At 68.1% G+C, this 13,601-nt stretch carries 11 protein-coding genes; 6 read left to right on the forward strand and 5 right to left on the reverse strand.

Annotated features, from left to right (window positions below; all coding sequences use genetic code 11):
* Positions 1–77: 77 nt before the first annotated feature.
* Entirely contained in the window at positions 78–326 is a 249-nt protein-coding gene (locus E8A74_RS40165) for a hypothetical protein (protein ID WP_136934412.1), read from the reverse strand.
* A gap of 2 nt (positions 327–328) precedes the next feature.
* Positions 329–1,510, reverse strand: coding sequence for an outer membrane beta-barrel protein (locus tag E8A74_RS40170; RefSeq protein ID WP_136934413.1), 1,182 nt, complete (start codon positions 1,508–1,510; stop codon positions 329–331).
* Positions 1,511–1,633: 123 nt separating this feature from the next.
* Between E8A74_RS40170 and E8A74_RS40175 the strand changes: the two genes are divergently transcribed.
* A complete protein-coding gene (locus tag E8A74_RS40175; RefSeq protein ID WP_136934414.1) occupies positions 1,634–3,571 on the forward strand; it encodes a potassium transporter Kup in 1,938 nt (645 codons plus the stop codon).
* Between the two features lie 69 nt (positions 3,572–3,640).
* On the opposite strand, the gene E8A74_RS40180 is transcribed toward E8A74_RS40175, so the two are convergent.
* A complete protein-coding gene (locus E8A74_RS40180; RefSeq protein WP_136934415.1) occupies positions 3,641–6,811 on the reverse strand; it encodes a beta-propeller domain-containing protein in 3,171 nt (1,056 codons plus the stop codon).
* A gap of 768 nt (positions 6,812–7,579) precedes the next feature.
* Between E8A74_RS40180 and E8A74_RS53270 the strand changes: the two genes are divergently transcribed.
* From E8A74_RS53270 to E8A74_RS40200, 5 genes are all read left to right on the forward strand, one after another.
* A complete protein-coding gene (locus E8A74_RS53270) occupies positions 7,580–7,957 on the forward strand; it encodes a PDZ domain-containing protein (RefSeq protein ID WP_170229729.1) in 378 nt (125 codons plus the stop codon).
* A gap of 286 nt (positions 7,958–8,243) precedes the next feature.
* Positions 8,244–9,662, forward strand: a complete 1,419-nt coding sequence (locus E8A74_RS40185) for a tetratricopeptide repeat protein (RefSeq protein WP_136934416.1) — start codon at positions 8,244–8,246, stop codon at positions 9,660–9,662.
* Between the two features lie 150 nt (positions 9,663–9,812).
* On the forward strand, positions 9,813–10,472 hold the full coding sequence (locus tag E8A74_RS40190; protein ID WP_232379959.1) for a tetratricopeptide repeat protein: 660 nt from the start codon (positions 9,813–9,815) through the stop codon (positions 10,470–10,472).
* Between the two features lie 22 nt (positions 10,473–10,494).
* Positions 10,495–11,763 (forward strand): c-type cytochrome, encoded by a 1,269-nt coding sequence (locus E8A74_RS40195; RefSeq protein WP_136934417.1) that lies wholly within the window; start codon positions 10,495–10,497, stop codon positions 11,761–11,763.
* A 107-nt stretch (positions 11,764–11,870) separates the two neighbouring features.
* Positions 11,871–12,440, forward strand: coding sequence for a cytochrome C (locus E8A74_RS40200; RefSeq protein WP_136934418.1), 570 nt, complete (start codon positions 11,871–11,873; stop codon positions 12,438–12,440).
* Between the two features lie 3 nt (positions 12,441–12,443).
* On the opposite strand, the gene E8A74_RS40205 is transcribed toward E8A74_RS40200, so the two are convergent.
* Complete coding sequence (locus E8A74_RS40205) at positions 12,444–12,812, reverse strand: VOC family protein (RefSeq protein WP_136934419.1); 369 nt, start codon at positions 12,810–12,812, stop codon at positions 12,444–12,446.
* Between the two features lie 21 nt (positions 12,813–12,833).
* Positions 12,834–13,598 carry a hypothetical protein gene (locus tag E8A74_RS40210; RefSeq protein WP_136934420.1) on the reverse strand — a complete coding sequence of 255 codons (765 nt, stop codon included), beginning with the start codon at positions 13,596–13,598 and terminating at the stop codon, positions 12,834–12,836.
* Positions 13,599–13,601 lie beyond the last annotated feature (3 nt).

A 13,601-nucleotide genomic window follows, 5' to 3' on the forward strand; every position in this document is an offset into this window, starting at 1 on the left:
TTCTCGCAGAGCCGCACGAGGCCCCACGACACGAGGAAAAACGCTGCGGTGATGGCCAGAAACACGGCGTCCATGGTTCAGCTCCTCCCGCGCCGTCCGCGGCTGCGGAGCCGCGTGATGCAGGGGCCGAACAGGCCCTTCAGCGCGAAGAACGACATCAACATGCCGACCGAGCCCACGGCGCCCCAGGGCCCCGGCCGGCCGGCGTCGTACACCACGAGCAAGAGCCCGATCCCGAGCCAGACCCAGAGCAGGCTCCTCTGCTCGGCGCGCCCGTCGGCATCCGGATCGATTCCGGTCGTTTCATTTCGTCGGTAGGGGTTCATGGTCAAAACCACGTCGTCGCGCCGAGCGTGACGGTGTCCTCCGCAGGGCGGTTCGGCACGAACGGCGTATCCACGCCATTCCCTTCAACGTCGCCGCCGAAATACATGTCCCCCGCCGCGTGATCGTGGCGGTATTCGAGCCGGAAGGAGGCTCGTTCGTGCGGGCGGAAGTCCGCCGTCGCCGTGCCGGACGCGACCCAGGAGACCGGCCAGAAGAGGGGCGCGGCCGTGCCCTCGGGGCTCTCCGGCACCCGCTCGTGGAACGCGTCCCCGCGCGCCGCGAGGAAGAGCTTGTCCGAGACGCGGAAACGCGCATAAAGCGCGCCCGCGATCCAGGCGCTCGTGCCAAAACGGTTGGGCTCCGTCCCGCCATTGACGTGGGCGATGAACGAGAGCCGGTTCGTCGGGTGGAGCGTGGCGTGCACGTCCACGAGGTGCCGCCACGCGCGGCCCTCGGGGGCGCCGCGCGGGCGCTCCACGCCCGTGAAGTAGAGGAACGAGAGCGCGAGCTTTTCCGGCCGCGTGTACGTGACCTGCGCGGCGAGCGATTTCTCCTCGTTGTTGTCGACGACGCTGTTCCAGCCGTTGTAACAGGCGAGCGTCAAGGCCCACGCGTCGCTCAGCGGATACGTGACGCGCGCGCCGGTGTGGTAGAACGGAAGCCCAAAAAACAGGTTCGAGCGGGAGAAGTTCCAGTTATCGCGCACGGCCATCGCCTCGGGCCCGATCGGCGAGAGGAAGAGGCCGGCCTGGACGAGGAGCCCGCGCCCGACGTCGAAGCGATACCCGGTGTAGGCTTGCTGGACGTACTTCCAGAGCTCCGCGCCCGTGGCGTTCGTCCCGCTCGCGCCCGCGAGCGCCGGCTCGGCGAGGTAATACGTGCTCGGCGTGTGCCCCACCTGGAGCGTCACGAGGCCCGAGAGCCGCTGTACGTCCCAGGTCGCGGAGAGCGCGACGTTCGAGAGCGTGAACGTATTGTGTCGGTTGTCGAACCCTCGATAGTGCGTGATGCCATTCGAGGGGCGCTCGAAATTCCACTGGTAGAACGCCTCTGCATACCCGCCGAGCTGGAACGTGGCGGGGGGCGGGGCCTCGTCCGCGCGCGCCGCGGGGACGGAGCCGAGGAGCAGAACCGCCGCGCCGAGGACGACGCGAGGATCAGGGAGCATGCCGGCGAGCTGCATGCCCTATGTATACGGCGTTTCGTGTCAGGGGGACGTCAAGGTCCCGCGGCCCCGTATCAAGAAAGTATCAAGATTGCCCGGGTGACGTCGGGGACTGCCGGAATGGGGTTACCCTCGGGCCCCATGACGATCGACCCCTCCCAAGTGCCATCTACGAGCGTGCATGCGCCGTCCGTGGCGCATGCAGCGCACGCCGCGCACGCGGCTCGCTGGCCGCTCCTCCTCGGCGCGCTCGGCGTCGTGTTCGGCGACATCGGCACGAGCCCCCTCTACGCCATCAAAGAGTGCTTCAGCCCCGCGAGCACGCACCGGGTCGACGCCACGCCGGAGAACGTCCTCGGCGTCCTCTCGCTCGTCTTCTGGTCCCTCTTGATGGTCGTGACGGTCAAGTACCTGACCTTCATCTTGAAAGCCGACAACCAAGGTTCGGGCGGCATCCTCGCGCTGCTCGCGCTCGTCCCCCCGCGCAAGGACGGCAGCGCCATTGCGGGTCCGCTCGTCCTCCTCGTCCTCTTCGGCGCGGCGCTTCTTTATGGGGACGGCGTCATCACGCCTGCCATCTCGGTGCTCTCCGCGGTGGAGGGGCTCGAGGTCGCGACGACGTCCCTCAAGCCGGCCGTCGTCCCGCTGACCGTCGTCGTCTTGCTCTCGCTCTTTTTCGTGCAGAAGCGCGGCACGGCGGGCATTGGCAACGTCTTTGGTCCGATCACGCTCGTCTGGTTCGTGACCATCGCGGCGCTCGGCGTCCGCTGGATCTGGATCGAGCCCTCGGTGCTCGCCGGGGTCGACCCGCGGCACGCCGTCGCGTTTTTCCTCGAGCACAAGACCCACGGCTTCTTGCTCCTCGGCGCCGTCGTCCTTTGCATCACCGGCGGCGAGGCGCTTTATGCCGACATGGGGCATTTCGGCCGCGGCCCGATCCGCACGGTCTGGTATGCGGTCGTCTGGCCGGCGTTGCTCCTCAATTACTTCGGCCAGGGCGCGTGCCTCCTCCGCAATCCCTCGGCGGCGGCGAACCCCTTTTATGCCCTCGTCCCCTCCTGGGCCCTCTATCCGACGGTCGCCATCGCCACCGCGGCCACGATCGTCGCCTCGCAGGCGCTCATCTCCGGCGCCTTCTCGCTCACGCAGCAGGCCGTGCAGCTCGGGTATTTCCCGCGCGTGACCATCATCCACACCTCGAAGGAGACCGAAGGCCAGATCTTCATCCCCGAGATCAACCGCGCCCTCTCTGTCGCGTGTGTCTTCCTCGTGCTCTGGTTCCAGAACTCGAGCGCGCTCGCCGCCGCGTACGGCATCGCCGTCACGGGCACGATGGGCATCACGACGGTCGTCTATTTCGTCGTCGTGACGCAGCGCTGGAAATGGCCGCTCTGGAAGGCGCTCCCGCCCGTCCTGCTCTTCCTCAGCATCGACCTCGCGTTCTTCGGCGCGAACGCGGCGAAGTTCTTCCACGGCGGCTGGTTCCCCATCGTGATGGGCGCCGCGATCTACGCCGTGATGACGACCTGGAAGACCGGCCGCCGCATCCTCGGCGAGTCCTTCAAGGCGAACCTCCTCCCGCTCGAATCGTTCCTGCGTGACGTGGAAGAAAAAAAGCCCCACCGCGTCTCGGGCACGGCCGTGTTCATGGCGTCGAACCCGCAGGGCACGCCGCCCGTGCTGCTCCACCATTTCATCCACAACAAGATCCTCCACGAGCAGGTCGTGCTCCTCTCCGTGGTGAACGAGCGTGTCCCGGAGATCACGCCCGACGCGCGTGTCTCCGTGGACGACATGGGCCACGGGTTTTATCGGGTGACGGCGCGGTACGGCTTCATGCAGACGCCCCACGTGCCGAGCGTGCTCGCCGCTTGCAAGGACCACGGCCTCGACGTGGACCTCAAGAACACGAGTTATTACCTCGGCCGCGAGACGCTCCTGCCGACGGGGAGATCACGCATGATGAAGTGGCGCAAGGACCTCTTCGCGTTCATCTCGCGCAATGCCCGCCCGGCGACGGCCTACTTCGGCCTGCCGCCGGGCCGGGTCGTCGAGCTGGGAATGCAGATCGATCTGTGAGGGGCGGGGCGCGGCGCTCGCGAACCCGGGTGGGCTCGCGAGCGCGCGGCGGGGGAGGGGAGGGCGCGATCAGTCGCTGGTCGTCACCAGGTTGTGCGTGTCGAGGTCGGCCTCATGAATGCCGTAACGACCGCCCGGGATCAGCACCTCGTCGTCGTCGATGATCGGCCTGAGGTTCGAGCTGTTGTACGAATACATCGCCGGGAAGTAGGCCGTGGAGGTCGGCGTCGTCGGATCGTCCAGGTCCGCCATGAGAACGCCGCCGTACAGGTAGAAGAAGGCGCGGCGCTCGGCGGCGCCGAGCAAGATCGAGTATTGCGGGCGATTCACGTTCGACAGGACCTGGAACGTATCGCTATTGCCGCTCCTCGGCTTGAGGATGCTGAACAGTTGGGAGTGGCTCGGGTACCACACGAGGTCGTGCGTGACGACGGGCCTGTCGTCGTCGATGAACAGCTCGCGCACGATGCGGTTCGCGAACAGGTGCCGGTTCTCGAGCTCGGCCTTGTTGCTCTTGAGCTTCAGCCTCGAGACGGCGGTCTCGATGTACTGCGAGCCCCAGACCTGATCCCGCGTGAAGATCGTCGATCCATCCTTCGCGATGATCGTGCCGGGCACGTTGATCCCCGCTTCGAGCTTCGGCTGCGCGGGCTTCTTCAGGTCGAGCTTCTTCAGGAAATATCGGGCATGCGACCGCGTGTCGCCCGCGACCTGCTCCGGCTTCTTGACGGTGATGTAGAGGTCGTCGTCGTGCCCGCTCATCGCGACGAACTCCTCGGCCGGCGCCGGCGTCACGTCGATCGCGGGCAGGATCGTCGGCTGCGAGGGGTTCGACAGGTTCACGAGCTTGACCTGGGCCTTTTGCCGGATGTGCTCCCCTTCATTCCCATACCAGGGGCCGTAGCAGTATTCATACGCGTCCGCCTGCTCCGGGGAGATCGGCGTGCAGGTCGTCTCCAGGTTCGTGATGACGCATTCGGCGAAGCCGCCGTTGCAGGAAGGCTGGCCGCCGTTGATCTTCGTGCAGGTCCGCCTGCCGGCGAGGAAGCAGCCCTGCTCGCCGTCGCAGGCCGAGTAGCTCGTGGGGTACCAGGTGCAGATGTCGAGCGTCACCGGTTCCGTGACCTGGCTCGTCTGGACGAATCCGAGGGTCTTCTTCCCGACGACGCCCGTGGTGTTGTAATAAGCAGACGCGTCGCTCGACAGCTCCGTCGTGACGAGCTGCCCACGCTCGACCGGGTGCTTCGGGTTCGAGAGGTCCCAGACCTTGATGGTCGTCTCGTAGGTCGGGTAGGCAAGCCACTTGCCGGACACGGCGACGAACAGATCGTCCACCTGGTAGTGCTGCGCGTTCGCCGGCACCTCGATCGTCGCCACGGGCGTGCCGGTGTCGACGGGCTGGTTGTTCCGGATGATGTCGACCTTGGCCTTGGCGCTCGGATCGTACCAGTACCAATAACTGTCGTCGTCCGGGCTGCGCAGGCGCGCGCGGTAATTGCCGTAGACCCAGACCTTCGTGTAATCCGGCGCCACGCTGAGCTCGCCGACCTTCTCGGGCGCGTCGAGGTTCGATTGATCCCAGATGCGGAGCTGCGTCTCGGAGAGGTTCGCCCCGTTCGTCGCGTCGAGCTTGAACGTGCGACGGACCGAATCGGGATGGTTCATGATGCCGCGACGCGTGATCGTCGATGCCGAGAACGTGAAGATCTGGACGGCGGACTCGTAGGTCCAGTTGCTCCAGGTATCGTCCGTGTATTTGTAGCCGGCGAAGGGCAGGAGCACGAGGCCCGTCTCGATCTCGCCCGTCGGCGCCGCCACGTTCACCGCGTTGTGGAGCACGCTGAACGCGCGGTGGTCCCAGCTCGCCTCGGACCAGTTCCAGCCGTTGTCATCACCTTGCACCTCTTTGCGCGCGAGCAGCGGGTTCGGGTTTTCGAGGTTCGTGATGTCGTAGAGGCTGACGGCGAGCTTGCGGCCGTTCTGATCGTCGACGCCGATGCCGACGAGGCGCGTGTTGTCGAACGCGGGCCGGAAGAAGTCGTTCCAGCCGGAGACGATGAACTCGCTCTTCTCCTCGGCGTGGCCGTTCGCGTCGATCGAGAAGGCGTGGAACGGATCGAAATTGCGGTACGTCACGGCGAACGCCCGATCGTCGAGGAAGACCGCGGCGAAGAGGTTCATGTCCGCGCCGAAGGGCACGGCGTCGACGGGCGTGACGTTGTCGAGGTTCGTCGCGTCGAACGTCTGGAGGTAGCTATGCTGGCCCCAGCCCCCTTGCGGGCCCGAGAAGACCCGGAGCTGGTCGTTCCGGTAGTCCATGTGGAATTGCGACCGGATGTAGCCGTTGACGGTCACCTCGTCGCGCTGGACCATCGTGCCGCCGTTGTCGGAGATGTCGATGATCGCGACGTCGCTCTGATGGTTCGACCACCAGTCCCTCTGGCGCGCCACGAGGAGCACCTCGTTGTCCGCGTGGATGGCCGAGACGTAGCCGCCGAGGGGCAGCTCGCTCTTCTCCGTCAAGCCCGTCGAGCCGACGTCGAAGCTCTTCACGGTGCTGCCCATGACCCATTCCCAGTCGCCCTGGGCGTTGATGAACCAGTCGTAATAACCTGACGCGATGAAGAGCGCGTCCTCGGTCGCGCCGTTTGCATAACGGCTCGTCTGGATGTTGCCCGGCACGGCGTGCTGCGAGAGCACGACGGGCTTCGACGGGTTCGAGATGTCGACGAGCAGGGCGGTGCTGCCCGAGAGTTGCTCGACTTCGAGGCTGTTCGGCTTGCCCTTGAAGCCGTTCCAGCCGTTCATCAAGAGGATCGCGCGGGTCCCGTCGACGTACATTTCGACCGGCACGCCGGCCACCTGGAGCTGGCCGACGACCTTGGGCGTGCTCACGTCACTGACGTCGATCACCTGCAAGCCGCGATACGCGTTGAGGTTCAGGAGGGTGCCATTGTTCATGACACGGTAGATGTCGCCCTCCTCGAGCTCCTGCTCCTCTTCCTCTTCTTCCTCCTCTTCTTCTTCCTCTTCTTCCTCCTCCTCGCCCCATAAGAACCGGTAGGTCGGGGCGTCGGCCGAGAGGAACGAGGTCGTCGCCTTTGCGGCCTCCTTGCTCTCGCCCGTGTTTTCTTCTCCATCCACCGTATTCGTGGCGCATCCCTGCCCAGCCACGAACAGGAGCGCGGTCAAGAGACCCGTCGTTCGTGCCGTGGGACCACGATTCAAAAAGCTGCGCATCGATTCGTTCCCTTCTTCCTTCACACACGATGAAGGAATAAAAGCATTCTTACCTAACCGACGCCTCCGGGAGGGTCAAGGCGCTTACGTGCCACGTTTGCAGGGATCGATGTGCCACGATGTGACACACGTGGCTTTGAGCCCTGCGTCCATCTCGAAATTCCCCGGCGGTTCGTGCAGGTGTGAAAGAAAAAATCATCGCGGCGGGGTTGCGACGAGTTCGTGCTTCCTGTGCGTCGCTCCGGAATCGAGTGCGGTGATGCGACATGTGCGCGCGTGTCCTGAGGGCCGCTGCGGCCCGCGCGCGAGGGGGCGCGTGTCGGCTGCGCGGTCGGCCATGCATCGGCGCGAAGGCGGCCGGGACACGCGCACGGCGTGGGATGCCTCGGCGCAATGGGGGGTGGGACGGTGGGATCCGTGCGCTTGCGTCGATGCAAGGGCCGGCTGGACCCTGTCACGGCGATATTTGCGCGTGCGCAAGGGCTCCCGCGCCGCGGGCGCGACGTCCCTCGCGCACGTGCAAGGCACGTGGTGCAGATCGTTTGGCGTGTCTTGCGCGCGTGCAACACCCACCGAGCGGCTACCATCGGGCCCGTTGCGCGCGCGCACGGCGCGCCGTGCACCTGGCGGAAGGGTTGCCGCGTGCGCGTCCGCTTCTCCCTCCGGCCGTCCTCTGCGTTGACGCGCCTGGGCCGGGGACGCATTGAAGATGTGGGGGGCGCAGCCGCGACTGCGCCGGAAGGGGGAATCATGCCGTTCATCAGGTCCATGACGTTCGCATTTGCGCTGGTCACCAGCAGCCTCCTCGGGATGCCGCCCGCGCCGGCGCGGGCTGACATCGTCATCCCCCTGAGCGCCCAGCTCCTCGGCGCCGAATTCGATACCCGCGCCAGGCCCGGCCGGGAGGGCGCTCGCATTCTCAAACTTCATTCCCTCAGCCCGCTCTTGCGAGCGCGCCTCGTGGGAGGTGGGACCTACATCGCCGAGGCGGGCGACATCATCACGTCCGTCAACGACCTGCGGGTCCTGAACGAGGCCGGGCTCGCCGAGAGGTTGCGCGGCATGTCCAGCGGCGACGAGGTGAGGCTGGGGATCGTGGACGTCCGCACGGGCAGGACCGTGCACGTATGGGTGAAGCTCGACTAGAAACTAGAAGATGGAGCGCGGGGAGCGCCGGGGCGACATCGAGCTCTCCACCGAGCTGTTCGAGTTCCCGGGAACGGGGGGGGCGCGCGCGCCGGGGCCGTACGCGCCGGCCCCTCATGAGGGTGCGCGGCGGCAGGTCGGGGCGTGCCGGCCGCTCGACCGTGGCGACCCCGGATCCGAAGGACCGGAATCCGCTCCCGCTTCCGCTCCCGCTTCCGCTTCCGCTTCCGCTTCCGCTCCCGCTTCCGCTTCCGCTCCCGTCCCCCCTCGACTACCTTCCCGCCCGATGCAGCCGCTCCCCCCCGACGCCCTCCGCGAGGCCCTCTTCGACGCTGTCGACGAAGGCGACCTCGACCGCCTCTCCTCCCTCTGCGAGGCGCACGAGCAAGCCATCTGCGACGCCTTCCCCGGCTGGCGCACCCTCCCCGAACCGTTCCGCGAGGGCCCGCGGCTGCGCTGGTACATCCAGGGCATGACCTCCGTCGCGCAGCACATGGCCGCGATGCGAGGTCGCCCCGAGCTCTTCGCGGCCCTCACCACCGTCCCCGAGGGCACCCAGGTCCTCCTTCGGCGCCTCGAACAGGCCCTCGCCGACATCGACGCCCTCGCCGCGGAGGGCCGGTATGCCGAGGCCGAGACCATGGCCCGCGCCGCGCTCGCCGAGGCCGAGGGCTCCAAGGGCGGCCATCAGGCCATGCTCGTCGGCCGCCTCGGCGAATGCCTCTTTCACACCGGCCGCGTCGCCGAGGCCCGCGCGCCTTTCGAGCAGACCCTCACCCTTTGTGAAGAGTCGGGCGACGACCAGGGCGCCCTCGCCGCCCTCTTCTCCCTCTTCGAGGTCCACCGGTACCTCGGCGAGACGGCCGAGGCCGCCGCCCGGGCCGAGCGAATTGCCTCCGTCCTCGATCGACTCGGCGACGCCGACGAGGCCCGCGCCTTCCGCCGCCGCGCCGAGCGTGTCCGGGCCGGCGAGCCCCGATGCCGCGTCGTCGCCCTCGTCGACGGCAAGCCCGCCGAGATCGACGAGCTCGGCGGCCTCCAGGGCTCCGTCCAGTTCATCTATGAGCGCAATCGGCCCGATCTCCGCGCCTCGTCCATTGCCACCGAGGAGGGCGAGCGCCTCGGCGCGGCCGGTGAGTTCGTCCGGGCGCTCGAAGCCTTCCGCCGCGGCGCCGTCGCTGATCGGCATGCCCCTTCGCCCGTCTACCAGGCCGGCGTCACGTGCCTCTTCATGGGCCGCGCCGCCGAGGCCGCGGAGCTCTTCCGCAAAACGGAAGAGCTCGCCCCGGGCTGGTTCCGCTGCCGCGCCTACCGCCTCCTCGCCGAACGGATCGCCGCAGGCGCCCTCGAACCGGCGGTCTTCGCCCTCGTCTCCGACTTCGACCGCCCCGACCTCGACCCGGCGGAAAAAGCCCGACGCGCCCGGGAGGCCCTCGCGAAGGCCGACCTCGGCTTGCTCCACGTCGGGCTCGGCGACGCCCTCGCGGCCCAGCGAAAACCGCTCGAAGCGCGCGCCGCCTACCGCCGTGGCCTCGACGTCGCCGAGGAGCCCGACGTCCGCACCCAGCTCCTCGTCAAGCTCGGCAACCTCGTCGACGACCCCGCCGAGCGCATGCGCCTCTACCAGGACGCCGTCGTCCTCGACGGAAACCTCCTCTTTGCCGCCGTCGCCCGCCTCTCGCTCGCGTCGCTTCCTTCTGCCTGACCGCTGAAAGATCCCGCCCCCGAAGCGCGTTTGTCGTTCGTTCGACGCTCGGGGCTTCTCGCAAAACTTTTTTCGCCGGCCGCTGTCACAGAAGAACCGCCCGCCCCGATACCCGGGTTGAACCGCTCGTCGCACCAGGAGGAGGTTTCGATGCTCACCATCAAGGGTCTCGCCGTTCGTTTCGCCCTCGGTCTCGCTGCCCTCGCCGCCATTCCGGCCGTCTCGAACGACGCGGCGGCGTGTGGCGACGTCTTCATTCCCGAGATCGACCACCGCATCCAGGGCCTCGCGAGCGCCGAGAAGACCATGCGTGATGGCAAGATCGTGGCCTCGGCCCAGTCGATCGTGCGCATGTTCCCTGAGATCCGCAGCATCAACCCGGGCAAGGACGGCATGCTCCAGCGCGCCCAGCGCACCCTCGCGGTCGCCCTCGTCCGCACCGACGGCGGCATCGACCTCGACCCGACCTGGCGGGGCAAGACGACCGAGCAGCGCGCCAAGAACGTCGCGTGGGCCGTCGCGGCCCTCGAGCGGCTGCGCGAGCAGCGCAAGAACGATCCTTCCGTCGACACGGATCTCGGCGAGGCGCTCGCCAAGGTCGAGGGCCGCAAGGACGAGGCGCGCAGCTTGCTCCAGGGCCTCGCGGACCGCGACCTCATGGCCAGCCCGCAGGGCTACGCGGCCCTCGGCCGCCTCCAGCACGAGGCCGGCAATACGACCGCCCGCGACGCCGCCGTCCAGCGCTGCAACACGATGGCCAAGGACAGCTCCGTCTGCCAGGTGCCCACGAACTCGGGGGGCCAGAGCTAGGCCCATCGAAGGGATTTCCTCCGTGCCCCGCGCGCTCGTCCTTGTCAGTCTAGTCCTCCTCCTTCTCGGCTGTCGCAAGGACGAGCGCGCGGAGGCACCTCCTGCCGCTCCCTCCGCGCGTTCGAGCTCCACGACCCTCGCGGCGTCCGCCCCGAGCCCCGAGCCGCCGCTTGGCGACGCCGAAAAAGGGAAAACCCTCGTCGCCAAGTTCCAGTGCAACCGCTGTCACGAGGGCACCGGCTTCGAAAAACCCGCGCTCGACCAGGATTGCGTCCGCTGCCACCAGGAGATTCACGCCGGCACGTACCAGGCCTCGGCGACCTCGCTCGCGAAGTGGCAAAAGAGCATCGTCCATTTCCGCGAGACGCCGTCGCTCGCCAACATCGGCGGCCGATTGCGCCGCGGCTTCCTCGAAAAATTCCTCCTCGAACCACACGACGTCCGCCCGCACCTCGACACGACGATGCCGCGCCTCGCGATCACCCCGGAGGAGGCGCGTGACGTCGCCGCGTGGCTCACGTCCTCGGCGACGCCGGCCCCGGCGGTCGCGCTCGAAGGCGCGAGCGTCGAAAAGGGAAGCGCGCTCTTCGAGGCGAAGGGCTGCCGCCAGTGCCACGAATACACCGGCGCCCCGCGCGCCGCGCTCCCGGCGGGCGTGGCCGATCTCGAAGGCAAGGGCGAGCGTATGGCCCGCGCGCTCGCGCCGGATCTGCGGTACGTCCGGGAGCGCATGGCCCCGGGCGAGCTCGTCCGCTGGCTCGACGACCCGAAGGCGCAGAAGCCCGACACGCTCATGCCGAAGACGCCGCTCACGCCCGACGAGCAGCGCGACCTTTCCGCCTTCCTTTTGCGCGCCGACCTCGCGCCCAAGGTGGCCAAGATCATCCCGCCGCGCCTGCCCGTGCTCGACCGCAAGGTGACGTACGACGAGGTCAGCCGCCGCGTCTTCCGCAACACCTGCTGGCATTGCCACGCCGAACCGGATTACGCGATCGGCGACGGCGGGCCTGGCAATACGGGCGGCTTTGGCTATCGGCCCCGCGGCCTGAACCTCGCCGAGTACGAGGGCATCCAGGCGGGGTACGTCGACGACAAGGGCGAACGCCGCAGCATCTTCTCGCCGATGCCCGACGGCACGCCGCGCCTCGTGTATGCCATGCTCGCCCGGTACCGCGAAGAGGCGGGACAAACCGATCCGGTCGTCCGCGGAATGCCGCTCGCGCTCCCGCCCGTCACGCCCGAGGACATCCAGCTCGTCGAGACCTGGATCGCGCAGGGCCGGCCGCAATAACCCCCGACGTCAGGGGCCTCCGCCCGTGCACCTCGCGCACGGACGGACGGGCGCCACGCTTGCATGGGGCCGACGCGGAGCCGTGGGCTCTGGGGAGGGGTTCATCCATGCAGTGGCGGCATTTCATCACGATCGGATTCGTGGGGCTCCTCCTCTCCTGCACGTCCGAGGACATGGGAACCGGAGACCCCGGAGAGGCGCCCGTGCCGCTCGACCCGCGGGTCGTGATCGGGCTGCGATTCGCCCCCGTGCCGCTGAACCTGGAGAGCGCGGATCGGGCTCAGGTCGGGCTCGGGAGTTATTTCGTCAACGCCGCGTCCGCGTGTGTCGATTGCCATAGCTGCCCGACCTATCGCCCCGGCGCGTCCCCGTTCACCGGCGGACGCGGCCGCCTCTCGGCTGCGACGTACCTCGCGGGCGGCGTGCCTTTCGGGCAGAACCTGAAGGCGCCGAGCCTCGCGCCCGACGCGAAGGGCTTGCCCGGCGGGCTCACGCGCGAGCAATTCATGTCGGTCATGCGCACGGGGAGGGATCCCAAGGACCCGAATCGAACGCTCCAGGTCATGCCCTGGGCCCTTTACCGGATCATGGCCGACGAGGACCTCCTCGCCATGTACGAATACCTGCGCGCCATTCCGCCCGCGCAGCCCGGCGCGTGCACCGGCCCGGGGCAATGAACGTCAGCTCGGTGTGTGCTCCAGAAGCTCGATGCGATTGCCGAACGGATCCTCCACGAAGACCCGCGCGATGCCGTCGATCGGCGGGCCGTCGGCGACCGTCACGCCCGCGGCCCGCAGGCCCTCGACGAGCGCGGCGAGCCCCTCCACGCGCAGGCCCGGGTGCGCCTTGCGCGCCGGCTGAAACTCCGCCTCCACCCCGAGGTGGATCTTCACGGCGCCCGCCTCGAACCACGCGCCGCCGCGCTTGGCCATGTCCGCCGGCTTCGGCACCTCCGCGAGCCCGAGGAGCTTTCCGTAAAACACGCGCGCCTCGTCCTCGCGCCCCGCGGGCATGGCGAGCTGCACGTGATCGATGGCTACGATGGGCATGAAAGGGTCCCTCCCTCGTCCTCAGCTTGGATTCGGCTCCCCGAGGTGCCGCGGAAACTCCTTCACCGTGAGGAGATGCCGCGCCGCCGACATCGGATCCGTCGGCAGCCTGCAAAAGTATCGCATCGAGGTCCGCAGCGATCCGAACGTGCGCTCGCGATCCTCCCAGTGGGCGCTCCCTTCCACGTTCGCGCGCAGGGGAGGGGGCGCGGCCGGATCTTTGCGGAAGACACGCACATACGCGAGCAGCCGCCCGTGGTATTCGGGCTCCTCCACGATGGCCGCGATCGCCTCGCCTCGCGGGTGCGTCCCCGCGATCATCGATTCGACCTGCCGTTCGAGCTCCGCGAGCCCGTCGTCCCACATCGTGAGCAGCTCCAGGTCGTAGCGCGGATTCGCGTGCACGACCTGCATCAGGTGGCCAATCACGTTGTCCCGGGTGCTGAAGAACCCGACCGGATCGGCGAGCGAGGCTGGCTCTTCGAGGAAACGCAGGATCTGGTGGAACGTGTAATCGATCCCGAGGGTCTCGTAATACTCGGACGACGCGGGCGAGATCCAGAACCGCAGCATGTCGATCGAGCCCACGACGAGCTGGATCCGCGTCGGCGCCGCGTCGAGGACCCCCGCTTGAAGGAGGCGCGCGAGCCGCGCGTCGAGCTCGCGCCCATCGCCGTAGCCCGCCAGCATCCTCCCAAACCGGGCCATTTTCCCGGCCAGCGCCGCCGGGCTCCCCGCCGCGCGTGCGAGGAGCTGGAGGGACGAGTCCGTGCGTCGCGGCGTCACGTG

It is taken from the genome of Polyangium fumosum, assembly GCF_005144585.1.
In the GTDB taxonomy this organism is placed as follows: Bacteria; Myxococcota_A; Polyangia; order Polyangiales; family Polyangiaceae; genus Polyangium; species Polyangium fumosum.